The 23,083-nt window shown below is 67.1% G+C and carries 19 protein-coding genes; 10 read left to right on the top strand and 9 right to left on the bottom strand.

The window, feature by feature from the left end; all coding sequences use genetic code 11:
* Genes BLQ28_RS12915 through BLQ28_RS12930 form a run of 4 tightly spaced genes read right to left on the bottom strand, consistent with a single transcriptional unit; the run spans nt 1 to nt 3,710 of the window.
* Nucleotides 1–420: a MaoC family dehydratase gene (locus BLQ28_RS12915; protein ID WP_093239713.1), complete on the bottom strand. Its 420-nt coding sequence runs from the start codon at nt 418–420 to the stop codon at nt 1–3.
* A 17-nt stretch (nt 421–437) separates the two neighbouring features.
* Nucleotides 438–878 (bottom strand): MaoC family dehydratase N-terminal domain-containing protein, encoded by a 441-nt coding sequence (locus BLQ28_RS12920; protein WP_093239715.1) that lies wholly within the window; start codon nt 876–878, stop codon nt 438–440.
* A 29-nt stretch (nt 879–907) separates the two neighbouring features.
* Entirely contained in the window at nt 908–2,092 is a 1,185-nt protein-coding gene (locus BLQ28_RS12925; RefSeq protein ID WP_093239716.1) for a lipid-transfer protein, read from the bottom strand.
* A 46-nt stretch (nt 2,093–2,138) separates the two neighbouring features.
* Entirely contained in the window at nt 2,139–3,710 is a 1,572-nt protein-coding gene (locus BLQ28_RS12930) for a long-chain-fatty-acid--CoA ligase (protein ID WP_093239718.1), read from the bottom strand.
* Between the two features lie 262 nt (nt 3,711–3,972).
* Between BLQ28_RS12930 and BLQ28_RS12935 the strand changes: the two genes are divergently transcribed.
* A complete protein-coding gene (locus BLQ28_RS12935) occupies nt 3,973–4,983 on the top strand; it encodes an AraC family transcriptional regulator (RefSeq protein ID WP_093239719.1) in 1,011 nt (336 codons plus the stop codon).
* Nucleotide 4,984: 1 nt separating this feature from the next.
* Here the strand turns inward: BLQ28_RS12935 and BLQ28_RS12940 are convergent, their stop codons facing one another.
* Nucleotides 4,985–6,667 (bottom strand): ankyrin repeat domain-containing protein, encoded by a 1,683-nt coding sequence (locus BLQ28_RS12940; protein WP_093239721.1) that lies wholly within the window; start codon nt 6,665–6,667, stop codon nt 4,985–4,987.
* 82 nt (nt 6,668–6,749) lie between these two features.
* Here BLQ28_RS12940 and BLQ28_RS12945 point away from each other — a divergent pair, with 82 nt between their 5' ends.
* On the top strand, nt 6,750–7,793 hold the full coding sequence (locus BLQ28_RS12945; protein WP_256327282.1) for a tetratricopeptide repeat protein: 1,044 nt from the start codon (nt 6,750–6,752) through the stop codon (nt 7,791–7,793).
* Here the strand turns inward: BLQ28_RS12945 and BLQ28_RS12950 are convergent.
* A complete protein-coding gene (locus BLQ28_RS12950; RefSeq protein ID WP_093239724.1) occupies nt 7,790–9,730 on the bottom strand; it encodes an esterase/lipase family protein in 1,941 nt (646 codons plus the stop codon). The genes BLQ28_RS12945 and BLQ28_RS12950 overlap by 4 nt on opposite strands.
* Nucleotides 9,730–10,740: an Lnb N-terminal periplasmic domain-containing protein gene (locus tag BLQ28_RS12955; protein WP_093239725.1), complete on the bottom strand. Its 1,011-nt coding sequence runs from the start codon at nt 10,738–10,740 to the stop codon at nt 9,730–9,732. Before BLQ28_RS12955 ends, BLQ28_RS12950 begins: the two co-directional genes overlap by 1 nt.
* 167 nt (nt 10,741–10,907) lie before the next feature.
* On the opposite strand from BLQ28_RS12955, the gene BLQ28_RS12960 reads away from it, so the two are divergent.
* On the top strand, nt 10,908–14,120 hold the full coding sequence (locus BLQ28_RS12960) for an amidohydrolase family protein (protein ID WP_176801094.1): 3,213 nt from the start codon (nt 10,908–10,910) through the stop codon (nt 14,118–14,120).
* A 43-nt stretch (nt 14,121–14,163) separates the two neighbouring features.
* On the opposite strand, the gene BLQ28_RS12965 is transcribed toward BLQ28_RS12960, so the two are convergent.
* Nucleotides 14,164–16,860: a bifunctional acetate--CoA ligase family protein/GNAT family N-acetyltransferase gene (locus BLQ28_RS12965; RefSeq protein WP_093239728.1), complete on the bottom strand. Its 2,697-nt coding sequence runs from the start codon at nt 16,858–16,860 to the stop codon at nt 14,164–14,166.
* A 195-nt stretch (nt 16,861–17,055) separates the two neighbouring features.
* On the opposite strand from BLQ28_RS12965, the gene BLQ28_RS12970 reads away from it, so the two are divergent.
* Nucleotides 17,056–18,207, top strand: a complete 1,152-nt coding sequence (locus BLQ28_RS12970) for a tetratricopeptide repeat protein (RefSeq protein ID WP_176801095.1) — start codon at nt 17,056–17,058, stop codon at nt 18,205–18,207.
* A gap of 68 nt (nt 18,208–18,275) precedes the next feature.
* The gene (locus BLQ28_RS12975; RefSeq protein ID WP_093239731.1) at nt 18,276–18,911 is read left to right on the top strand and encodes a hypothetical protein; all 636 of its coding nucleotides are present in this window, start codon (nt 18,276–18,278) and stop codon (nt 18,909–18,911) included.
* A gap of 245 nt (nt 18,912–19,156) precedes the next feature.
* Here BLQ28_RS12975 and BLQ28_RS12980 read toward each other — a convergent pair whose 3' ends face one another.
* Nucleotides 19,157–19,483, bottom strand: a complete 327-nt coding sequence (locus tag BLQ28_RS12980; RefSeq protein WP_176801096.1) for a Rap1a/Tai family immunity protein — start codon at nt 19,481–19,483, stop codon at nt 19,157–19,159.
* A gap of 157 nt (nt 19,484–19,640) precedes the next feature.
* Here BLQ28_RS12980 and BLQ28_RS33500 point away from each other — a divergent pair, with 157 nt between their 5' ends.
* The 5 genes from BLQ28_RS33500 to gspM all read left to right on the top strand — a co-directional run bounded on the left by BLQ28_RS33500 (nt 19,641) and on the right by gspM (nt 23,075).
* A complete protein-coding gene (locus BLQ28_RS33500) occupies nt 19,641–19,715 on the top strand; it encodes an AgrD family cyclic lactone autoinducer peptide (RefSeq protein WP_143012504.1) in 75 nt (24 codons plus the stop codon).
* A gap of 64 nt (nt 19,716–19,779) precedes the next feature.
* Nucleotides 19,780–20,235 carry a type II secretion system major pseudopilin GspG gene (gene gspG / locus BLQ28_RS12985; RefSeq protein ID WP_093239734.1) on the top strand — a complete coding sequence of 152 codons (456 nt, stop codon included), beginning with the start codon at nt 19,780–19,782 and terminating at the stop codon, nt 20,233–20,235.
* A gap of 4 nt (nt 20,236–20,239) precedes the next feature.
* Nucleotides 20,240–21,265 (top strand): type II secretion system minor pseudopilin GspK, encoded by a 1,026-nt coding sequence (gspK, locus tag BLQ28_RS12990; protein ID WP_176801097.1) that lies wholly within the window; start codon nt 20,240–20,242, stop codon nt 21,263–21,265.
* Nucleotides 21,262–22,452 carry a type II secretion system protein GspL gene (gene gspL / locus BLQ28_RS12995; RefSeq protein ID WP_093239738.1) on the top strand — a complete coding sequence of 397 codons (1,191 nt, stop codon included), beginning with the start codon at nt 21,262–21,264 and terminating at the stop codon, nt 22,450–22,452. The genes gspK and gspL overlap by 4 nt, the downstream gene beginning before the upstream one ends.
* On the top strand, nt 22,449–23,075 hold the full coding sequence (gene gspM / locus BLQ28_RS13000) for a type II secretion system protein GspM (protein WP_093239740.1): 627 nt from the start codon (nt 22,449–22,451) through the stop codon (nt 23,073–23,075). The genes gspL and gspM overlap by 4 nt, the downstream gene beginning before the upstream one ends.
* Nucleotides 23,076–23,083: the final 8 nt, after the last annotated feature.

A 23,083-nucleotide genomic window follows, 5' to 3' on the forward strand; every position in this document is an offset into this window, starting at 1 on the left:
TCAGGGCAGTGCGACGAAGGCTTCGCCGACGATCTTGGTCTGGCCGAACTGGTTGGTGCTTTGCAGCTCGATGCGCACGCCGCGTTCGCCGTTACGCTCGGTCTTCTCCGCGATGCGGCCGCTGCAGCGCATGGCGTTGCCCAGGTGCGTGATGCCCTGGAAGCGCGCCTCGAAGTGGCGCAGCCGGCTTTGCGGTGCCCACTGGGTCAGCACGCGGCCGAGCCAGGCCATGCCCAGCATGCCCTGCGCGAACACGTCGGGCATGCCGGAGCGGCGCGCCATGTCGGTGTCGATGTGGATCGGGTTGTGATCGCCCGAGGCGCCGGCAAAGAGCGCAAGCGCGGTGCGGTTCACGGCCGGCAACTGCACGGGCGGAAGTTCGTCGCCGACTTTGACGCTGTCGAAGGTGGGTGAAGTCATGGGCTTGTTTCTTTCAATCAGTTGCGGCAGACGATGACCGTGCGCAGCTCGGCCACGAGTTCATCGCGCTGGTTGGTGGCGCGCGCGGTCTTCACGACGAACTCGAGCGCGCCGTTCTTCTTGTCGTAGATGTCGCTGATGGTGGAGCGCACCGTCACGGTGTCGCCCACGCAGGCCGGGCGGTGGTAGCTGAAGCTCTGCTCGCCGTGCAGCAGTTTGGCCAGCGGAATCTGCAGGTCGGTGAGCAACCGGTCCGAAGCACCCGAGTCCAGTTCGGCCGCGAACAGGAAGGTGGGTGGCGCGGGCAGATCGGGGTAGCCGGCGTCGCGCGCGGCGGCGGCATCGGTGTAGACCGGGTCGGTCTCGCCGATGGCCTTGGCGAAGAATTGCAGCCGGGTGCGCTCGATGGGCAGCACCGATGCGGGCAGCGCGTGGCCGATCCATTTCTTGTCGATCATGAGAAGGTCTCCTTGGTTTGTCGTTTTGTTCAGACGCGTTCGTACAGCGTGACCACGCAGGCACCACCCAACCCGAGGTTGTGTTGCAGCGCCAGCCGCGCACCCTCGACCTGCCGCTTCTCGGCTGTGCCGCGCAACTGCTGGACCAGCTCCGTGCACTGCGCAAGGCCGGTGGCCCCGAGCGGATGTCCCTTCGAAAGCAAACCGCCCGAAGGATTAGTGACCACCTTGCCGCCGTAGGTGTTGTCGCCGTCGACCACGAACTTCTCCGCGCCGCCCACCGGGCACAGGCCCAGCGCCTCGTAGCTGATGAGTTCGTTGTGTGCGAAGCAGTCGTGCAACTCGACCACGTCGATGTCTTGCGGACCCGCGCCTGCTGCTTCGTAGACCTGGCGCGCGGCTTCCTGCGCCATGCTGAAACCGACCACCTCGCGCATGTCGCGCGCCTCGAAGGTGACGGGGCGGTCGGTGGTCATGGCCTGCGCCTTGATGCGCACGCTGCGGTTCAGCCCGTGGCGCTGCGCGAACTCGGCGGAGCAGACGATGGCGGCGGCTGCGCCGCAGGTGGGCGGGCAGGCCATCAGGCGGGTCATCACGCCGGGCCACATCACGGGCGTGGCCAGCACTTCGTCTTCGGTCACCACGTTGCGGAACAGGGCCAACGGGTTGTTCGCGGCATGGCGGCTGGCCTTGGCGCGGATCTTCGCGAAGGTCGAGAGTTGCGTGCCGTACTGCTGCATGTGCGCCAGCCCCGCACCGCCGAAGTAGCGCAGTGCCAGGGGAATGTCGATTCCGCCGACCAGTTCGTCAGTGGCCTTGTCGAATCGCGCGAAGGGGCTGGGCTTGTCGCTGAACACCGAGCCCAGTGCGCCCGGGCTCATCTGCTCGAAGCCGAGTGCCAGCACGCAGTCGGCCGCGCCGCTGGCCACGGCCTGGCGCGCCAGGAACAGGGCGGTCGAGCCGGTGGAGCAGTTGTTGTTGACGTTGACGACCGGGATGCCGGTCATGCCGACCTCATAGAGCGCGCTCTGGCCCGCGGTCGAATCGGCATAGACGTAGCCCACATAGGCTTGCTGCACCAGCTCGTAGCCGATGCCGGCATCGAGCAGCGCGCGGCGCGTGGCGTCGGCAGCCATCTCCTGGTAGGGCGCGCTGGCACCCGGCTTGGTGAAGGGGATCATGCCGACCCCGGTGACGAAGACATCGCGGCTCATGGGAATTTCCTGAGGGTGTGAAAGAAAAAAGAGAAGGGCGGCGGGGTCAGGCGACGTTGCGCTGACGGCCTTGCCAGAAGGGCTCGCGCAGCTTGGTCTTGAGCACCTTGCCGGCGCCGGACATCGGCAACGCCTCGACGAAGGCCACGCTGCGCGGGCACTTGTAGCCCGCGATCAGCGTCTTGCAGTGGGCGATGATTTCGTTGGCCTGGGCACTCTGCCCCGGCTTGAGGATCAGCACCGCGTGCACGCTCTCGCCCCATTCGTCGCTGGGAATGCCGATGACCGCGCAGGCCGCGACGGCGGGGTGCTGGGTGATGGCGTTCTCGACTTCCGCCGAATAGACGTTCTCGCCACCGCTGATGATCATGTCCTTGATGCGGTCGACCACGAAGATGTAGCCGCCATCGTCCATCCAGGCACCGTCGCCGGTGTGCATCCAGCCGTCGCGCACGGCGGCGGCCGTCTGCTCCGGCTTGTCCCAGTAGCCCTGCATGACATTGGGGCCGCGCACTGCGACTTCGCCCACCGTGCCGCGCGGCACTTCGATGCCGGCGGGGTCGACGATGCGCACTTCCATGCAGACGCTCGCGCGCCCCGCGGAACGATGCCGGCCCAGGCGATGGCCCTCGGCCGTGTACGAGCTGGGCGGGTTGATCGTGGCCAGCGGCGCAAGCTCCGTCATGCCGTAGCCCTGCACGAACTCCACGTGGGGAAAGGCCGCCATCGCGCGTTCCAGCACGGCCTCCTGCATCGGCGACGCACCGTAGAAGATGCACTTCAGGCTGCCGAGGTCGCGCGGCTCCTTCATCGCCGGATGGTCGACCAGCATCTGGATCATCGTGGGGACCAGCAGCGTGTTGGTCACGCGGTCGCGCTCGATCGCATCGAGCACGCCCTGCGGACTGAACATCGGGATGATCGTGTGCGTGTTGCCGGCGGGCCAGTGCGGCATGGCAAGGCCCATGTCGCCCAGGTGGAACATCGGCGCCGCGTGCAGGTAGTTGCCGCTGGAGGGCGCGAGGCCTTCGGCCTGCATCGCCATGGCCGAGCTGCACAGGTTGGTGTGGCTCAACATCACGCCCTTGGGAAAGCCCGTGGTGCCGCCGGTGTAGAAGATGCCGGCCAGGTCTTCGTCGCGGCGAACCGCATCGGGAACGGGCGAGGCCGCAGCCAGCAGCGCTTCATAGCCGTGCATGCCGGGCGGCAGTTCGCCGTCGTCCTGGCCGCTGCTGCAATAGATCACTTCGCGCAGGCTCCTGGATTCGCCGCGCATCTTTTCGACCATCGGCCGGAAGGCTTCGTCGACCAGCAGGATGGTCGAGCCCGAGTCTTCCAGAGAATAGAGAATCTCGGCGGCCGACCAGCGGATGTTGCAGGGGTTCAGCACGCCGCCGCCCCAGGGCACGGCCATCTGGTACTCCAGGTAGCGGTCGGAGTTGAGCGCCAGCATCGCCACGCGGTCGCCCGGCTTCATGCCGAGCTGCTGCAGGGCCCCCGCGAGGCGGGCAACGCGCTCGACATACGCACGGAACGTGCGCGTACGGCCGGCGAAGCGCACGGCCACCTTGTCGGGAATTTGCTGCACGGCGCGGTGCAATGCCTGGGTCATGTACATGGCGTTGTCTCTCGTTGGTCTTGGGTTCGAAGGCTGTTGCCTGCGATGCCAATGTTAGGAATCGATCGCCATCTGCACGATGCCGCTTTGCGTCGTTCGGATTGCAGAAAATCGCAATCTCGCGTTTTCTGCAAGGCGACGCGCGCGACCTAGGGGTTATCGCGAGTGCGGTGCGATGGCGTGACGCAGCGCTTGCAGGACAGGCGTGTGCCGGTGCAAAGTCGGCCCGACCCAACCACGCGTTTCACGCCTCCTGCCTTCGATGCCTCACCCTCCCCAGACGGTTTCCATCAGCTTCGTGCACGGCATCCTGTCCGGTGTCCGCGCCAGCGGCCGGCCCTTCGAGCCTTTCCTGGCAGAAGCCGGCATTGCGCCCGAGCTGCTCGCGCAGCCGGATGCGCGCGTGACGACGCAGCAATACGCAAGCTTGTTCCGGGTGTTGACTGAGCGCCTGGACGACGACTTTCTCGGCCTGTTGAGTCGGCCGCTGCGGCAAGGGAGCTTCGCGTTGATCGCACGCTCCGCACTCGGCGCCACGACGCTGCAGGTTGCGCTTCGCCGTGCGGCGCGAACCTTTCGGCTGCTGCAGGACGACGTGGTGCTGGACCTGGTGTGCAGGGGCGACTTGGCCGGCGTGACGTTGCGCTTCACCGGGCCTGCCGCCATGCAGACGGTCTTCTTGCAGGAGGTGTTGCTGCGCACGGCTTGGCGGCTGATGGCATGGATCGTCGGTGGGCAGTTGCCCGTGGTGCGCTTCGACTTCGCGTTCGCGTCGCCGTCTCATGCGGGCGGCTACGGAAAGATCTTTCCTGCGTTGCAGCAGTTTGATTGCGAGCAGTCTGCCTTCTGGTTCGATGCGGCACGCCTGAAGGACGCGGTGCGCCGCGACGAAGCCGCGCTGCGTGTCTTTCTTGCCAACGCGCAGGCCTACATGATTGTTCCAAGGCGGGGCGACGACGGCATCGGTGCGCGCGTGCGCAGTCACCTCCAGCACGCGCAGCCCGCATGGCCCGACCTTGTCGCGACGGCGAACGCGCTGCATGTCACGGTCTCGACGCTGCAGCGGCGGCTGGCACTGGAGGGAACCTCGTTCCAGGTGCTGAAGGACGAACTGCGCCGCGACACGGCCATCGTGCGGCTGAGCACCAGCGCCGTGCCGCTGGCGGAGCTGGCCGACGAACTCGGGTTCGCGAACAGCTCCGCTTTTCAGCGTGCCTTCAAATGCTGGACGGGCAGTGCGCCCGGGATCTATCGGCGAAGCGGCAGCTTGTGATTCAAGGCCGCGCTTCCACCGATGGCGCCGCCGCCGCGTTCGTCATCGATGCTTCGAGCAGGAAGTCGCTGACCTCATCGGAGAAAAGGTAGCGCCGCCCGTTCACGAGCACGCTGTCCGCGCTCTGCGGGTCGGGGCGCGCAGCGGGCATGCCATGCGCGACCAGTGCCTTCGCGCAGCCGAGCCAGTCGCCGCCTTCGACGGGCACGTTGACCGAAGCCCATGACAGCGAGCCGCAGGCGTTGTCTCCGTAACCGTGTGGCTCTTCCCAGCTTGCACCGTGTTCCAGCAGGAACAGGGTGAGTTCGGCATCGCCACGGAACACGGCCCCGTTGAGTGCCGATGCGTCCCAGTCGCCACCGGGTACGGCGATGGGCCAGCCGAGTTCGACCATGAGCTTCACGGCATCGCCGCAGCCTTGCGCCGCGAGTTCGCCGAGCAGGCTCAGCTGCTTCTGCGAGAGCGTACCGACGATGCCGGGGTGCGCGGCGTGAATGCGCCGGGCCGAGGCCTCGTCGTCGCTGGCACAGGCGGCGATGAATTCTTCTTCCACCGGAAGCTGCGTGCCGCCGCCGGCCTGCTGCAGCAGCCGGGCGACTTCAGGCAGCCCGAAGCGCAGGGCCACGGTGTATGCCGGGATGCCTTCCGAGGTGGTGGCGGTGGGGTCCGCACCGGCAGCCAGCAGTGCCTCGATGTGCGCGGGTGAGCGGCGGCGCCGGATCGCCCACAGCAGCGGCGTGCCCCACTCGGGAGCAGGCTGGTTCATCGACGGTTCGTTCGCATCGGCGCCATGCGCGAGCAGCAATCGAAGCGTCTCGATCGCATCGAAGTCCAGCACGCGATAGAACGCGTTCGTGCCGGTGATGCGCGCCCCGGCCTGCAGCAGGTGCCGCGTGCAGTCGATGTTCTCCAGCGAGTGATAGAGCGATTCGCCATCGTTCGGATCGGCACCGGCGTCCAGCAGCAGCGCGGTGAGCGCCGGGTCGCGGTTCTGGCCGGCGGCGCCATAGAGCGCGGAAAGGCGCTCGCCTTCGTCCGGTGCTTCGAGCGATGCCGGCGGCCAGCGGTTGCCGACCGACTGGTTCGCATCGGCGCCGGCCGCGAGCAGCAACCTGGCGCAGGCATGCAGGCGCTCGCGGAACTCCGGGCGCTGCATCAGGCCGGAATGCGTGACGGCCACAAGTGGCACAAGCCCGAGCGGCCCGCCCGCGCGGTGGACCCAACCCGGATCGCGTTCGGTCGTGCGGCGCAGCAAGGCTTCGTCACCAACCGCGCAGCCAAGGTAGGGGTCGTCGCCCAGCAGGCCCGGGCTTTCCTCCAGCAGGCGCAGGGCCACGGAGGGCCGGGCACGGTTCGATCCGCCGGCAATGTCGCCGGCATAGACAAGGCGCAGCCAATGCAGGACCGACTTGGCCGGATCGTCCGCCTGCGAGCGGCGCGCGAGCACGAAACCGTTCAGGTCTGCCCACGACGCGAAGCCGTATTCACGCGCCACGCATGACTGCGCATCGTGAAGGCGCAAGCCGAGGGCGGCGATGGCGGTATCGCTCTTGTTCGCGGCGGCCGGCAAGGCGTCGCGGAATCGGGCGAGGGCGGTGGGGTCGTTGTTTCGACAAAGAACAAGCAGCGCCTTGGCTTGCTTCTTCAGATGATCGATGTCGGGCCGGGCGGGAATGCGTTTCACATGAACCTCCGTGCATCAGATGCCGATGGCCCGCAAATCCGGCTGCACAAAAGGTGGATGGATTGGCATATGAAGACAACAAGTGGGTTCAACCCTTCCCGCGGGCCCGGGCGCGGCTTGTACCGCGGCCGACATGGTAGCGCGATGCAGGGGTGCGACAAGACGCGCGACGACAAGGCAGCATCCCGACAAGGGCCGGACCTCGAAGCGATGGGAGCCGCTGTCGCGGCGCGAACAGCGGCTAAAGTCATCGGCTCCTGCCCGCCACCGTCATCGATCTTCAAGGCACCTCACCATGCTCACTCGATTCATCCAGCGGCTGGCCGCGCGCCTCGCCGGCTCTGCGGCTCCTGCGCCCGCTGCGCCTGCTGCCGATCATGCGGAGGCGCCGGCAGCAAGCTGGCTGGTGGTGAAGCCGGGTGACCTGATCGCCATGCGCGATGCGCAGGGCTGGCGGCCCGTGAAGATCCTCGAAGTTGATCCGTGGCCCGATGGATCGGCGGCGGCCCATTGCCTGAGCTACCAGCCGATGGCCGAAGCGCCCACCGTCGAATCGCTCGCGCATGCCGAGGTGCTGATATGGCATGCCCCGATCGACGCCGGCAGCTTCGGTGAGGGCTGGACGTTGATCGGCAATCGGCCAATCGCCGAGAGCGAACGGATCGGCTTTCTCGAATACCTGAAGCTCACGGACTTTCCGCGTTACCTTGAGGCGACGGGGCGGGACGCCCAGTCGATCATCCACGAGGCCAATGCGCACTATCAGCGTGCGAACGAACTCTGTGCGCAGGGCCTGAAGCTGGAGGGCATTGCCGCATACAGCGCGGCGGTCGATCTGTTCCCTCCGTTTCCCGAGGCCATCGACAATCGCGCGTTCACGCACATGGAACTTGGCAATTTCCGCGATGCGCTGGGCGATTTCGAGGAATCGCTGCGCGTGAACCCCGATGGCGTGGCGGCCTTCTTTTCAAAAGGCGAATGCCTCATGCGGCTGGGAGAGCTGGAGGCGGCGGAAGACGTCTTTGCGGAAGGCCTGACGCGCTTCCCCGAGAAGAGTTCGCTCTTCTCGGATTTCCTGAAGCAGGCGCGAGGTCGGCAGGCCAGCGCGAAGAACAAGAAGGCCTAGGGCCTTGCTGCGGCGCCGGGTGCATTGACGGCCGTCTCGGCAGGCGCCAACTGCTCCCTCAGAATCCGCCGGATCTCAAGGATCGCCAGCGGGTCCTCCTGCACGCTGTGCTGCGACGGAATCACCAGCTCAGACGCCGCGCCATCGAGATGCGCACTCGCGTACGGCACGATGCCGTCGCTCGACTCGGCCAGCGGCACGCCCGGCGTGTCGTTGCCGATGATCGAGTGGAAGCGCACGCGCGGGTTCATCGGCAGGCCCGATGAGAGGCGCACGAAGGGGTCGCGGTCGCTCAGGTTGTCGATGCTGTTGGGAATGCGCAGCGGCCCCAGGTCCTGCTTGCCGGGCGCGATGCGGATCAGCTCGCGCGAGATGTCGCTCAGCTGCCCGAGCATCGTCACCGGCAGCGTGATGAGGTTGGCCACCCAGCGCGCGATGCGGTTGTTGGCGAAGTCGGTGCCGCGGTGCGGCGACGCAATGAAGATCGCATCGCTCACCTGCGGCAAGGGCTCGAAGCGCAGGTAGGGCGCAAGCCGCTTTTCGATGCGTACCTGCTGCGCGCCCTGCATCGGATAGCTCTCGAGCAGCGCGTCCCAGAGCTTGTCTTCCGACGAAGACACCATCAGCCGCGACAGCACGCCGCCCATGCTGTGGCCGATCAACGTGATATTGCGCGAGGCTTCGGCCTGGCCCGTGGGGTCGAAATGCGCCAGCGTCTGCGTGACGGCCTCGCGAATCGCGAGGTTGTTGATCGGCAGCGGCGCGTTGGTGGGGTAGTAGACCTGCCAGACCTGGTAGCGGCGGCGCAGGGTCTCGTCGCCCAGCACTTCGTTGGCCACGTTGATCCAGGCCTCGGGGCTGCTGGCCAGGCCGTGCAGCATGATGATCGTGCGGCGGTTCGGGTCGTAGGGCTGCATCAGGTAGATGCGCGGCTGCGTGAGCCCGTTGGCGCTGCCGAAGAGGCTGCGCAGGGCCTGCAGCGCGAAGTCGGAGCGCGCAAGCCACAGGCCGTAGCCCGAGGTGAAGTTGGCGGCGAGCGGAATGTCCTGTCCGGCCAGCTTGACCGTCGATGTCTTGTAGGGGTCGAAGGCCACGATCCGCAGCGAGCGCGTGGCCAGCACCTGCGCGAGGTCGTCGCCATCGAACTTCAGCACGGCCGTGAGGGCGGGGAATGGCGTCTCGCGATAGGGCACCTTGTCCTGATGCGGACGCTCGTCGGTCACGGCCACCAGCTCGGCACCGAAGCCGTCGCGCCGGTAGATGTTGCGCAGGCCCGAGAAGGTGAGGGACGCGGCCGGAATCAGCTCGCGCGGCAGCATCGCGCCGGTGGGCAACTGCAGCGCCGACAGGTCGCTGTCGATGTGCCAGTCGGCCACTTGCGGAATGGCCGGCTGCGCCCCCTCGGCGCCGAGCGGGTTGCTCTTCTGGTAGCGGCTGAACAGGCCGGTGATGGCCTGCTGCACCGCGTAGTTGTAGTAGTCGCGCACCTGGGTCTGCCGGTCTTCGAAGGCACGATCGCGCGGGTTGCGCGCGGTGAAGAAGAGGTAGGCGTAGGCGTAGCGGGCGGTTTCCAGCCATGCATCGATGGCGGCCGTGGCCGGCGCCTTGGTGGCCGTGCCACTTTTTTCTTCTGTCAGCGCGACCTGCAGCCAGACCTCCGACAGCGCCGACAACCGCTGTTCGTCGGTGATGCCCCGCGAATCGGCCAGCGCATGCCGGCAGGCCTGGCCGTCCTTGAGGCACAGGTCGGCGTCGGAGCCGATCACGCGCAGAACCTCTTGCGCCGAGGTGCTCAGGCGGCCGGTGGTGAGCACGTCGCCACGGCGCTGCGCGAGGTACTCGGCCGGCGAGATCGATCCGACCTGCACGCCCGCGCAACCGGCCAGCAGCAGGGCGGCACACAGCAATGCGGGCAGCGAGAAGCCGCGAGCGTGCATCACGGCGTGGCCCCTGCGCCCGGAAGGCCGCGGCGGATGGCCTGCGAGAAGTCCGCGCCCGGGGTCTTGTCGGCGGCGATGGCGCGCTCGGTGATGCGGCCTTGCGTGTGCAGCGCTTCAAGGCTGTAGCCCGCGGGCAGGGCGCCCACGTCGTAGAGGTAGCCGGGCAGGTAGCCCGAGGCCAGCAGCCGCCAGTCCATCGGCAGACCGGGCACGATGCGCTTGGCCAGCGCGTAGACGATGGTGGTGCAGTTGGCGGTGAGCGTGTTGTAGAAGCTCGGCGCGCGCACCAGCGAAGCGGCTTCATCGACGTAGGCCAGGAACAGCGAACGCATTTCAGGCTGCGGCAGGGTCACGCGGTACATGTAGATGTCTTCGCCGCGCACGTTGGTGCGCACGCGAAGAATGTCGTGCTCGTCGGCCGCAACGAGGCTCAGCTCGAACTGCTTGAAGAAGCCGCCGATGGACGAGAAGCTCTCGCCGCGTTCCTTGCGGATCTCGATGGAGAAGGTGACGAACTGGCCGTCGTCGAAGCCGAAGGACACCAGCGTGTGCGCGATGGCGGGGCCGGACCAATGGGAAAGGGCCACGTCGATCGAGCGGATGCGGTCGAGGTCGTAGCGGCGCGTTTCCCAGCGCTGGGTGTAGTCGGTGTCGCTGCGCCAGTCGAAGTTGCGCACGTTCTGCAGGGTGACCACGTTGCCGTCCACATGGCCGCTCAGCTGGCGTGCGACGTCGTCGGCCCATACGCGGTTCTGCGAAGGCAGGATGGTGCCCCACCACGCCATCAGCATCGCAAAGCCCACGGCATAGGAGAGCAGGGCGCGTGCCGCCCTGCCGCGCCACAACAACGCGATGGCGGCAAGGCCGAAGCCGGCCCACAGGATGGCGGCGCCGATCTTCACCGCAGGTGGCCCCGGCAACTGGTACCAGAGCGCAAGGCAGGCCCACAGCGCGGTCAGCAACACGAGGAGCGATGCCGAGAGGCGGCCGCAAAAGCGCAAGAACATTCGGAGCTTCAGTAGATGAGTGCCGCAATTATCTCTATACGTAACAGGTAAGCGAACTGTCAGAAAGCACACACAAAGTGCCCTGGCACGTTGCAACTGTTATGTCGCGTGCCGCGCGTTCGCAAGCGAAGTTGCGAATAGAAAAAAGACCAACAGGAGACAAGCTCATGAACATGCGCAAGCATGCGGCGGCACTCGCACGTCCGTCGGTTTCGTACCGCCCGGTACTTCCATCGAACCCCTTTCCGAATCCGCTCACTAGAACCCGCAGGGCAACGCTGGTGGCGGTGGCTGCGGCATCGCTGTTCGTTGCGGGGTGCGGCGGCGATGGCGGGGGCCGGATTCCGTATGTCGACCTCTCGGGTGTCACGCCACCGGCCGTGCCGGTGGTGAGCGTGAACACCCTGCAGGGCTCGACCAAGGACGTGTCGGTCGAGTTCCACGAGGGCACCAACATGGCGGCCGCGCCGTCGCCCGATGGCAAACGCATCGCCTTCACTGCTATGGGCGCGCTCTGGACCCTTCCGGCCGGCGGCGGCAGCGCCACGCGCATCACCAGCTGGGACATGGAACCCACCGCGCCGGTGTGGTCGCCTAACGGCAGCCTGATCGCGTTCCAGAACTACGACGCCGAAGGCAACTATCACATCTGGGTCGTGCGGCCCAATGGCGCGGACCTGCGCCGCGTGACGACCGGCCCTTATGACGACCGCGAGCCGGCGTGGACGCCCGATGGCAACGGCCTCGTCTTCGCGTCGGACCGCAGCAACGACGGGCAGTACAAGGTCTGGCGCGTGTCGCTGAGCGAGCCCACCTACGCGGCGCTGACCACCGGCCCCGGCGCGGAAAGCAACCCGGTCGTGTCGCCCGATGGCAAGCAGATCGCCTTCGTGGACACGGCGCGCGTTTTCACGAAAACCATTGGCGGCAGCGAGGCACCCAAGCTCGTCGGCGCCGGCACCATGCCCGCGTGGACGCCAGATGGCAGCGGCCTCGTGTTCCAGAACGACCGAAAGGCCCTGACGGTCGCCGGCAAGGACGTGGCGCCGGGCGAAGACTTCTTTCCGTTCCCGGTCCGCTACATGGCGGACGGCCGCTTCATGTACACGGCCGACGGCAAGATCAGGATTCGCAGCGCCGCCGGCACCGAGCCGGCCGACGTGCCCTTCAGCGCAATGCTGACGGTGCGCCGCCCGGCCATCACCAAGGTGAAGGACCGGGGCTTCAACGTGATGGGCCCGCAGCCGGTGCGCGGCATCAGCGGCCCGGTGATCTCGCCCGACGGGCAGAGCGTGGCCTTCGTCGCGCTGAACGACGTCTGGGTCATGAAGATCGGCCAGGCGCCCGTGCGCCTGACCAACGACATCGCCCGCGACGGCAGCCCGCAGTTCACGCCCGATGGGCTCTCGGTGTACTTCTCGACCGAGAAGGACAACGCCGGCGCGCTGGCCATCGACCAGGTCGAGATCGCGACGAAGAAGCGCACGCGGCTGGCGGCGATCCGCGCCAAGTCGATGGTCACGCCGAAGATGTCGCCCACCGGCGACCGCATCGCCTACACCACCGGCTCGGGCCAGCTCGAGGTGTGGGACGTGGGCTCGCGCACGGCGCAGACCGTGATCGCGCAGGTCAGCTCGCAGGTGAGCACGCCCTCGTGGCTGCCCGATGGCAAGAAGGTGGTGCTGGTCGACAACGAACGCATGAACAACCGCTTCCGCGAGGGCTACAACAAGCTGCGCGTGATCGACGTGGCGGCCAAGACCGGCACCTTCTATCCAGTGGCCGAAGTGCCGCGCCAGATATCGGACCGCGAGGAGGGCGCCGCCACCGTGTCGCCGGACGGCACCAAGGTCGCCTTCATCATGGATTCGGTGCTGCATGTGATGCCGCTGAAGCCCGATGGTTCGCCAGCCGGCGCGCCCGTGGCCATCACCAAGGAAGCGGCCGACCTGCCTTCGTGGGCCGGCGATTCGCGCACGATCCTCTACAAGGCCACCGACAAGCTCAAGACCATCGCCGCCGACGGCTCGAGCGCGACCGAAGTGCCGCTGACGCTTTCGTGGACGCAGGCCGTGTCGAAGGGCACGACCATCGTGCATGCGGGTCGTCTTTGGGACGGCAACAGCGAGAACCTGCGCACCGACGTGGACATCGTGATCGACGGCAACCGCATCACCGCGATCCGGCCGCACGATCCGTCGTCGGCCAAGACAGCGGCCAAGTTCATCGATGCCTCGGCGCTCACGGTCATGCCGGGCCTGTGGGACCCGCACTTCCATCCGCTCACGCTGTACCAGGGCGGGCAGTTCGGGCAGGTGGCGGCGTCGATGCTGGCCTACGGGATCACGTCGACGCAATCGGTCGCCGGCCCGCTGCACCAGAGCATCGAGATGCGTGAGGCACTCGACTCAGGCAACCTCGTCGGGCCGCGCGTGTTCGTCTCGCCGCCGCTGTGGGAGGGCAACCGGCTCTTCTACAGCTTTGCGCGGACCCTGCGCACGCCCGAGGTGGCCGACCTGGAGATCGCCAAGGCGAAGGCCATGGGGGTCGACTACCTGAAGTCCTATGTGCGCGCGCCGATCCCGATCATGACGAAGATCGCGCAGGCCGGGCTCGACATGGGTGTGCCCACCGGCACGCACATGCTGGCGCCCGGTGCGGCCGCGGGCATTGCCGGCACCACGCACCTGTCGGCCACGCAGCGCATGGGCTATGGCTGGTCGAAGTCGGTCGGCGGCTTCACGTACCAGGATGCCTACGACCTGCACGCGAAGGCCGACTTCCACTTGGTCGACACGCTGTTCTCATCGCTCGCGCTGGTGGGGCAAGACGCGTCGATGACCACCGACGACCGCTTCAACCTGCTGATTCCGCCGAACTTCCTGACCGGCCTCACGGGAACGGCCGTGCCGACCGATGCCATCCTGCAAGGCGCCCGCAAGGACGCCGAGCAATCGGCCAAGGTGCAGCGCGCCGGCGGCCTGATGGCCATCGGCACCGACACGCCGCTGGTCGCGCCCGGCATCGCGCTGCAGACCAACCTGCGCGCGGCCGGCATGGCGGCCTCGAACTTCCAGGCGCTGCAGGACGTGACGATCAATGCCGCGAAGATGAGCCGGGTCGACAAGGACCTGGGCACGGTCGAGGTCGGCAAGCTGGCCGACCTGGTGGTGGTGCGTGGCAACCCGCTCCAAGACCTGAAGGCCGCGGCCGCCGTCGAGTACGTGGTGAAGAACGGCGTGAGCATGTCGCTCGCGGAAATCCTTGCGCCGTTCCGCACGCCGCTGGCCTTGAGCGAACGCAGGAAAGCCGTGGTGGCCTACGAGAAGATGTGCCGCGCCGATCCGCATGAATGCACGGACATGAACCACGCGGACTGAGCGGTACTGCGTGCGCCGTGGCCCCTCGCCTCAGGGCGAGGGGCTACAGCATGTACGTCACAAGCCTGAAGTCCGGGTCTTCCGGGAAAGGCTTGACGCTGAACCCCAGCCGCCGCACCAGCTTCAGCATGTCGGGGTTGTTGGCCAGCACCAGCCCGTCGATTTCGGCCAAGCCCTTGTCGCGGGCCACGTCGATGATGCTTTCCATCAGGCGAGAGCCGATGCCCTTGCCGCTGAACTCGTCGGCCACCACCAGCGAGAACTCGCAGCTGGTCTGGTCGGGGTTGGTGATGTAGCGCGACACGCCCACGATGCGCTCGCTTTCGAGCACGGTGCCGTCGGGTGTGATGCTGCGGTCGAGCACGACGGCCACCAGCGCCATCTCGCGGTCGTAGTCGATGAGGGTGAAGCGCGAGAGCATCGACGGCGGCAGCTCGTGGAAGCGCGAGACGAAACGAAACCAGCGGCTTTCGGGCGACAGGCCTTGCACCAGCGCCTGCAGCATCTGCGCGTCGTTCGGATGCACCGGCCGCACGATGTAGGTGCTGCCGCCGGGCAGCGGCCATTCGCGCCGGTAGCGCGCGGGGTACGGCATGATCGCCAGATGCTGGTAGCCGTTGCCCACATGGCCCGCTGCCACCGCCTGCGTGCTGCTGTCGACCACGATGCGCGCATCGACCGAGATGGCGCCCGACTCGTCCACGATGATGGGGTTGATGTCCATCTCGCGCAGCTCGGGCAGCTCGCACACCATTTCAGACACGCGCAGCAGCACGTGTTCGAGCGCTTCCATGTCGACCGCGTTCGCACCGCGCCATTCGCCCAAAGTTTCTGCCACGCGCGAGCGTTCGATGAGCCGGCGCGCCAGGAACTGGTTGAGCGGGGGCAGTTCCATCGCGCGGTCGTTCAGCAGCTCGATCATGGTGCCGCCCGCGCCGAAGACGATGACGGGGCCGAAGGGCTGGTCGGTCACCATGCCCACGTAGATTTCGCGGCCGCGCCGCGCGCGCACCATCTTCTGCACGGTCACGCCATTGATGCGCGCCTCGGGTGCCAGGCGCGTCACGCGCTCCATCATCTCGATGTAGGTGTCGCGCGCGCTGGTGCCGTTGAGCACGTTGAGCGCCACGCCCTCGACGTCGGATTTGTGCGGGATGTCGGGCGAATCGATCTTGAGCGCCACCGGAAAGCCCAGCTGCGTGGCGATCATCATGGCTTCGTTGGCGCTGCGCGCGAGCAGCGTGCGCGTGATCGGAATGTGGAAGGACGACAGCAGCGACTTCGACTCCATCTCCGTCAGCACGCGGCGGCGCTCGGCCAGCACGCTTTCGATCAGAAGGCGCGCGCCTTCGATGTCGGGCTTGGCCATCTCCGACAGCGGCGGCGGCGTCTGCTGCAGCAACTGCTGGTTCTGATAGAAGGCCGCGATGTTGCCGAAGGCACCGACCGCCGCCTCGGGCGTGCGAAAGCTCGGAATCGTCGCGTCGGCCAGCACGGTGCGGGCCTTGCCGACCGACGAATCGCCCATCCAGCACGACAGCAGCGGCTTGTTCATCGGCCGCGGAATGTCGGCCAGCGCCTTGGCGGTGGCGGCTGCGTCGGCACCGGCCTTGGGAGAGAAGATGGCGAGCACGCCGTCGACCTGGCTGTCGGCCGAAGCGGCGTCGATGGCGGCGCGGTAGTGCGCGGGAGTCGCGTCTTCCGACAGGTCGATCAGGTCGGCCAGCGAGGCGAGCGGCGCCAGCGTCGGTTGCAGCAAGCGCTGTGCGGGAGCCGACAGCTTGCCCAGGTCAAGGCCGATCTCGTTGATCCAATCGGCCGCCAGCACGCCGGGCCCGCCGCCGTTGGTGACCACGGCCAGCCGCTTGCCGACCGGGCGGTAGCGCGAGGCCAGGCACTTGGCCGCCGAGAACAGCTCGACGAAGGAGCGCACCCGCACGGCGCCCGCGCGGCGCAGCGCGGCATCGAACACATCGTCGCTGCCTACGATGGCGGCGCTGTGCGTCTGCGCGGCCTCGTTGCCAGCGGGCTTGCGGCCGGCCTTGAGCACCACCACCGGCTTGGCATGCGAGGCCGAGCGCAGCGCGCTCATGAAGCGGCGCGCGTCTGCAATACCTTCGAGGTACACGATGATGCTGTGCGTGGCCTGGTCGTTCGCCAGGAAGTCGAGCACCTGCGGAATGTCGACCGAGGTGTGCGGGCCGAGCGACACCACGCTGGAAAAGCCGACGCCGTTCTGCCGCGCCCAGTCGAGCATCGAGGCGGTGAGGGCGCCCGATTGCGACACCAGCGCGAGCGGCCCCGCCTTGGCCAGCGGCCCGGCCACGCTGGCATTCAGATGCAGCAGCGGACGCTGGAAGCCCAGCGAATTCGGCCCCAGCAGATGCACCCCTTCGCGCCGCGCGATCTTGCGCCACTGGTCGGCCTGGTCGGCACCGATGCCGCTCGACATGACGACGGCGGCGCTGCAGCCGATGCGCCCGGCGATCTCCAATGCGGCGGCCACGTCGCGCGGGGCGAGGGCGATCAGCGCCAGGTCGGCATGGGTTTGCGACAGCTCTTCCAGCGTGCCCTTGGTGCGCACATCCAGAAAGCGCAGGGTGCCGTCGAAACGGTCGGCGCGAAAGGCTTCGCGCAGCGTGCGGCCCGCCGGGGCGTGGCCGCCCGGATCGTCGGTGTGGCCGACGAAGGCGACGATGGAAGCCGGGGCGAAAAGCGGGGTCAGGAAATGCTTGTCCATGCCTTAGTCTGCCTTGATCGGGGGATGAATCCAAACGGGTTTTCGTGCCTCGCACGGCGAGCGTCGCTTCCATCGGCTGAGGCCGGAAGCAGAGGTCCGCCTGCGACTGCGTCCAGGCAGGCTATGGACTCCGGCTCACCCATAGAATCGCGTGTTGACGCCATCTGGCGTTACTTGATGTCGCTGGAGGGCGATATGGCAGTCTTGATTGAAGCGGTGTGCGCGGTCGTGCGGCGCGACGCCATCGAAGAACGCATCCCTGGAGGATGGGCCACCTTTGTTGCTGCCATTCCGACCGGAGCGTTCTGCTTCGACGATGAACTCGCAAGCGTCGGGTTCATGGCTGTCGCGGACGCCGAGACCTTTCTTGTTCACATGCAATCGCTTGGCCTGCGTGTAGCTTCTGGCGCAGGCGAAGTCGACGCGTGCCTGGTGGAGCAACTCGGACGAAGCGGCGCGCCAGCGCCTTGGCTCGGCACAACGCGGATGTCGCTCGATGAGATCGGAGGCGAAGTCGCGGTCGCGTTCCTCAAGGGAACGCGCGAGCAGCGCATCGTCATGCCCGGGGGCTGGAAGTTCCAGGGATCGGTCTCGCAAAAACCACTCGACTTCGTGCGCACTGACGCCTCGCGCTTGGAGTTCATTCGCAGCCAGGGCAACGTCGAGGTCTACTGGGACAACGAACAGCAGTGCGAGGTCTATGTGGGGCGGCCGTACGGAACTCAGCCCAAGGGCGGGCAGGAGCTTTCCGACGCTCAACGCGACAAACACAATCGCCTTTGGGACCAGGCCCGCGGCATTGCAGACAAGCACAAGATCTACGCCCTGGTGCCACCGTTCAAGCCTGGGTTTTTTGTCGCACGCGAGATGCGCAAGGCAATTGCGCTGCTTGAAAAGCTTCTGGCCTTGCATCCGGGCAATGCAGCAGCGCTATGGATGCAAGGCAAGTTGCTTCAGTTGCTGGGTGACTTCGACGCGTCGCTCGACCGCCTGTCCAAGGCGTACCTCATCGATCCGGGCACCGCAGCCTACTCGAGGGAGGCAGGCATCAGCGCGACCGAGGCTGGAAAGCTGGATGTCGCCGTCTTCTATGCACAAGAGGCACTGAAGGCGACACCCGGGGACGCTGGCCTGCGGACCAATCTCGCGGTTGCCCATCTGCTCGCCGGCAACATGGTCGCCGCTCGCAAGGAGATCGACAGTGCACGTGCTGCCGAACCCGACGACCCGATCACACGCTCGGTCTGGGTGCTCGTCCGGGAAGTCGCCGCCGGGCGCATGCGCCGACCTACAAGGACCAGCGAGATCGATATCAAGGCGTTGCGCGAGGCGTCGGCGAACGTCTGAGCGCGACGCGCGGGCTGTGCTCACTTGCGTCACGCCATGACAGAAGCGAAGACAAGGAGGGATTTTTGATGATGGGCATTTTGAGAGTCTTGCTGGCCTGCGCCATCTGCTCCCTGGGTCTCGGGTGTGCAGCCCCGCCTGAAGTTTCCAGCCTTCAAAAGGCGACATCGCCGCGCATCGTCAATCTTGAAGCCGACGCCTCGTACAAGTTCCTGGGAGCCTTTGGAAAGGAGGCCGAGGTCCATCTCTTGCAGGGAACATATCGCCTCGAGAAGGAAAACGCAGCTGGTCAGTTCTATCTCGGAGATTTGCACTCGGTGTGGTGGATGCTCGGCTCAGATCTGGCGCTTTTGAGGGGCGGTGTGTGGATACCCACGGACTCATCGAAGTCGCCTCGCATCTACTTCTACTACGGCTATCAGGAGATCAGGACAAAAAACCTGGCTGATGCCCTTTCGCAGAGGAGGGAGCTGGCGACACAGGGGAGTCCGGCTCGCGACGGCAGCATCGATGCGGCGACAGCCATCGCCATTCAAAGCGCTCCGCCGACGATGTCTCCTCTGCATGCTGGCGTGGGGGCGGGGATCGGGGCAGCGCTTGTCGGCGCGCTCGCGGATTTCGACAGCCCCATCCTTTATCAGGCACCGACGGATGGGCAATTCAAGACGGTGATTGATGGGTTTTTTCGCGCGGCACGGCCATAGAAGTGTTGGTTTTTTCGACCCGACCGGTGAGCGTCGGTTTTCGAACGGATCGAAGGGCGGTAGCGGGATCGCAGCGGAAGTACGCTTTTTCCCGAAAGCGTTGCCTCTCGAGACGCGAAGACAACGCGCCGCGCCCACTCCCCGCTGAAACTCGAGCGCACCTGCGGCTCAGTCTGGGTCTGCAGCCCAACCGCTGCGAGTAATTGCCCTCAGTGCGGCTGGGTCCGGTGTGACCTAGGCGGCTTTTACTTCGCCTTCTTGCAAGGCCACGTCTTGAGAAGCGCGAGGAATGCAATGTCCGACGCTTCCTCATGGCGGCCAGACGGATTTTTGCGAAGGTCGGCCAGGACAAGATCGTTGATCTGGCCGAGCGTTACGCCGTTGGGAACGCATATACGCCGCCGCTCAGTAACCGCTTCCATTGTCTCTATCCCGGCCAACACTCCGCGAATGTAGTTGACCGCCCCAAGTTGCTGTGAGTCCGTGCCCTCCAGTTCCTTGAGCAGATCGTTGCCTGTGTACGCATGGGCCGCGCCAGCAACGAGGAACGGGATTAGAAAAGCGTATTTCATCGCAGGCATCTTGGTATCAATCAATCGGGCAATTTTGGCGTGCCCAGTGTTGTTTGCGAGTGGTGGATTCGACCGGTTGAATCCGCCGGCGACTGTAGCCGATCGCCGGCCACTCGCATCCAGTTGCTGAACAACTGTCCGCGTCTGGACATCGGCGGTGGCCCGCGCCGCGCCAGCCTGCTCTGTCGGCCACCACCAACCGGAAACTCCCGAGGATTTTCAATCGGACTGACATGCTGCGCTGCGAGGATCGACCGCGTGAAAGCCCTTGATGTCCTTTGTTCCGGGAGTGGAAGATGGCCGCACGTTCAACCCGTTGTCGCGCAGGTCGGCGCTCCGTCTCCCCGCTGCAGCGCGGCTTCACCCTGATCGAGCTGATGGTGGTGCTGGTCATCATCGGCGTGCTGGCCGCGCTCATCGTGCCCAGCCTGATGGACCGGCCCGACCAGGCCCGCGCCACCGCCGCCCGGCAGGACGTGGCCGCGATCATGCAGGCGCTGAAGCTCTACCGGCTGGACAACGGTGGCTACCCCAGCGCCACGCAGGGCCTGCGCGCGCTGGTCGAAAAGCCCACGGCCGGCAAGCCGCCGGCCAACTGGCGCACCTACCTGGAGCGGCTGCCCGCCGACCCCTGGGGCAACCCCTACCAGTACCTGAACCCGGGCACCCACGGCGAGGTCGATGTGTTTTCGCTGGGCGCCGATGGCGAGCCCGGCGGCGAGAAAGCCAACGCCGACATCGGCTCCTGGTAGCGCCATGCCGGACAAACCGGGGCGCGTGAAGGCGGGCGGATGCCCGTCCGCGCAAGAACGCCTGCGCGGCATGGCGGTGGTGAGCGCACTGCTGATCGTCGCGGTGATCGCGGTGCTGGCGGCCAGCCTGCTCGGGCGGCAGTCGAGCTTTATCCGCACCACCCAGGGCGAGCAGTTCCGCGTGCAGGCCCGGTGGCTGCTGCGCGGCGAAGTGGGCGAGGCCCAGCGCACGCTGCGCGCCGAGGCCGCGCGCGAACCGACCACGCGGCTCGACGGGCTGTGGAACCGGGCCTTCTCGCGTCAGGGCGCGGGGCAGGTCGCTGCCGATGGCGGGCGGCTGGTCAGCGAGATCACGGACGAGCAGGGCAAGTTCAACCTGCGCAACCTGGTCGATCGGGGGCGCATCGATCCGGCCGAGGCCGAGGTGTTCACGCGCCTGTGCGCGCTGGTGGGCGTGCCCGCGCCGCAGGCGCAGTCGATCATGCGGCGCGTGGCCCTGAGCCTGGGCGACGCCGACCAGCAATCGGCCGGCAATGTGCCCGACACCGTTCGCGTGCAGGCGGCCAAGGTCTCCGAAAGCCTCGGCCTGCCGGCCGAACTGCCGCGCACCGCGCAGGCGCCGCGGCTGCGCGCACTGGAAGACCTGCTGGCCGTGCCCGGCGTGGACGGCAACGTGCTCGCGCGGCTCACGCCCTTCGTGACCGTGCTGCCCGAGCGGACCTGGATCAACTCGAACACCGCGAGCGCCGAGGTCGTGGCCTCGGGCGTGCCGGGGCTTTCGCTGGAGCGTGCCCGCGCCTTGCTGGCGGCGCGCGACAAGGGCCAGTGGTTCATCAACCGGGGCGACTTCACCCAGCGCCTGCGCATGCCGGACCAGGACTTCACCGAGCTGCGCGTGGGCATCACCAGCAACTGGTTTCGCGTGGCGAGCGTGCTCGACACCGTGCGCACGAAGTTCGTTCTGACGGCCCTGCTGCATGACGACAAGCGCTCGCTGCCGCGCGTGGTGTGGTTGCGGGAGGGTGTGTGAAGGTCGATCTGCTGCGCCTGGTGCTGCCGCCGTGGACGGGCGGCGACGCATCCGATATCGCCGTGCACTGTGGCTACCGCCTGCCCGATGGGCGGTGGCGCGACGGCGGCGTGCGTGCCCTGTCGGCCATCGCCGGCGACTTCAACGCGAAACGGCTCGAAGTCGGCCTGCATCCCGGCGACGTGCCGATGGCCGCCTTCACGTTGCCGCCGCTGTCGGGCCGGCGGCTGCAGGCGGCGGTGCAGGGCGCCATCGAGCCTTGCGCGTTGCAGCCGCTGGACCGGCTGGTGACGGGCTTCGGCCCGCGCGGCGCGGACGGCGTCGTGCCTGCCGCATGGATCGCGCGCCATGTCATCGAAGGCTGGCTCGCATTGCTGCGGCAGCATGGATTGGTGGTGCGCGAGCTGCAGCTTCCGGCCGCGTTCCTGCCATGCCCGGCGCAAGGCTGGGTGGCCCGCCAGGTCGATCGCTGGCTCGTGGTCCGCACGGGGTTGCATCAGGGCTTTTCGCAGTGGCTGCCTGAAGGTGTGGACCGCGCGGTGGCTCTTGTGGCGGCGCAGGCTGGTGGCGATGCGGAGCCTCCGGCCGTGCAATGGATGGGCAACGGCGAAGGCGATCCGGCCGAAGCCTGGTTGGGCGATGGCTGGCGCTGGGCGTTGTCGTCGGGCGAAGCCGAGGGCAACGAAGCAGCCGCGGCGCTGGTGCGGCCGGCGGTCGCCTGGGGTGTCGTTGCCGTTGCGGTGTGGCTGACCGGGTTGAACGTCTACGCGAGCCAGTTGGCATCGCAAGGGCTGGCGTTGAAGCGGCAGATGGCGGCGCGGGTGAAGGCAGCCTTTCCCGACGTGCCGGTGGTCGTCGATCCGGTAAAGCAGGCGAAGCAGCAGAAAGAGGCGCTCGCGGCCGGCGCGGTGCCATCGGCCACCAGCGATGCAGCGGGTCTACTGCGTGTGGCAACGGGCCTGCTGGCACAGGCGGCGCCGGGACAGGTGCAGGGGCTGCGCTACGCGGCGGGCGAACTGCGCGTCCGCTGGCGTGAAGGCGCCGCGCCGAGCGCCGAGGCGTGGCATGCGCTGCAGACCAAGGCCACCGAACAAGGCCTCGCCGTTCAAAGCGACGCGGAGGGCATGCGCGTGACCGTGGCCACCACCGCGCCCGACAGCGCCGTCGTCAAGAAGGGCGCGCCGTGATCGCCGACCGCCTGCGTCCGATGCTCCACCGCCTGCGTCCGATGCTCCACCGCCTGGCTCCGGCACGGCAATGGCTGCGCGAGGGAACGACCCGGTGGTGCGCGCTGTCTTCGCGCGATCGCCTAGCCGTGTGCAGCGCCGCCCTCGTGATGACGCTCGCCGTGCTGTGGCTGGCCTTCGCGAAGCCGGCGCTCGACAACGTCACGCGCTGGCAGCGCGACCTGCCGAAGCTGCGTGCGCAATCCGCCGAACTCGATCAGGTGCTGTCGGGCGTGCCAACGGCACAACCGGCCGCCGGTGCGAGCGAACCGCTGCAGGCAGGGCTGGACCGCGCAGGCCTGCAGGGCCTCTACCGCATCGATGCGATGGTGGCCGATGCACCGCCGACCACCGGCAAGCCCGTGCCGGCAAAGGCATGGCGGATCGAGTTCGCCAAGCCGGTTGTTGCCGCGAAGTTTTTTCCGTGGCTGCTGGCCGTGTCTGCCCGCACCGACCTCGAACTCACCGGCGCTGTGCTCGACCGCACGGACAGCGCCGCCGCAGACCCAGCCGCCGGCCCGCAAGGGCATGTGCGCGGCGTGGTGGAGCTTCAGTCCACCTCACTCTACAAGGATGGCCCGTGATACGAGAG

The organism is Variovorax sp. EL159 (assembly GCF_900100965.1).
Taxonomy (GTDB): Bacteria; Pseudomonadota; Gammaproteobacteria; order Burkholderiales; family Burkholderiaceae_C; genus Variovorax.

What these genes read in the sequence shown, in the direction of transcription:
- BLQ28_RS12915 (WP_093239713.1), bottom strand. Translation starts at nt 420, where the DNA reads ATGACTTCACCCACCTTCGACAGCGTCAAAGTCGGCGACGAACTTCCG.
- BLQ28_RS12920 (WP_093239715.1), bottom strand. Translation starts at nt 878, where the DNA reads ATGATCGACAAGAAATGGATCGGCCACGCGCTGCCCGCATCGGTGCTG.
- BLQ28_RS12925 (WP_093239716.1), bottom strand. Translation starts at nt 2,092, where the DNA reads ATGAGCCGCGATGTCTTCGTCACCGGGGTCGGCATGATCCCCTTCACC.
- BLQ28_RS12930 (WP_093239718.1), bottom strand. Translation starts at nt 3,710, where the DNA reads ATGTACATGACCCAGGCATTGCACCGCGCCGTGCAGCAAATTCCCGAC.
- BLQ28_RS12935 (WP_093239719.1), top strand. Translation starts at nt 3,973, where the DNA reads ATGCCTCACCCTCCCCAGACGGTTTCCATCAGCTTCGTGCACGGCATC.
- BLQ28_RS12950 (WP_093239724.1), bottom strand. Translation starts at nt 9,730, where the DNA reads ATGCACGCTCGCGGCTTCTCGCTGCCCGCATTGCTGTGTGCCGCCCTG.
- BLQ28_RS12955 (WP_093239725.1), bottom strand. Translation starts at nt 10,740, where the DNA reads ATGTTCTTGCGCTTTTGCGGCCGCCTCTCGGCATCGCTCCTCGTGTTG.
- BLQ28_RS12960 (WP_176801094.1), top strand. Translation starts at nt 10,908, where the DNA reads ATGAACATGCGCAAGCATGCGGCGGCACTCGCACGTCCGTCGGTTTCG.
- BLQ28_RS12965 (WP_093239728.1), bottom strand. Translation starts at nt 16,860, where the DNA reads ATGGACAAGCATTTCCTGACCCCGCTTTTCGCCCCGGCTTCCATCGTC.
- BLQ28_RS12970 (WP_176801095.1), top strand. Translation starts at nt 17,056, where the DNA reads ATGGCAGTCTTGATTGAAGCGGTGTGCGCGGTCGTGCGGCGCGACGCC.
- BLQ28_RS12975 (WP_093239731.1), top strand. Translation starts at nt 18,276, where the DNA reads ATGATGGGCATTTTGAGAGTCTTGCTGGCCTGCGCCATCTGCTCCCTG.
- BLQ28_RS12980 (WP_176801096.1), bottom strand. Translation starts at nt 19,483, where the DNA reads ATGAAATACGCTTTTCTAATCCCGTTCCTCGTTGCTGGCGCGGCCCAT.
- gspG (WP_093239734.1), top strand. Translation starts at nt 19,780, where the DNA reads ATGGCCGCACGTTCAACCCGTTGTCGCGCAGGTCGGCGCTCCGTCTCC.
- gspK (WP_176801097.1), top strand. Translation starts at nt 20,240, where the DNA reads ATGCCGGACAAACCGGGGCGCGTGAAGGCGGGCGGATGCCCGTCCGCG.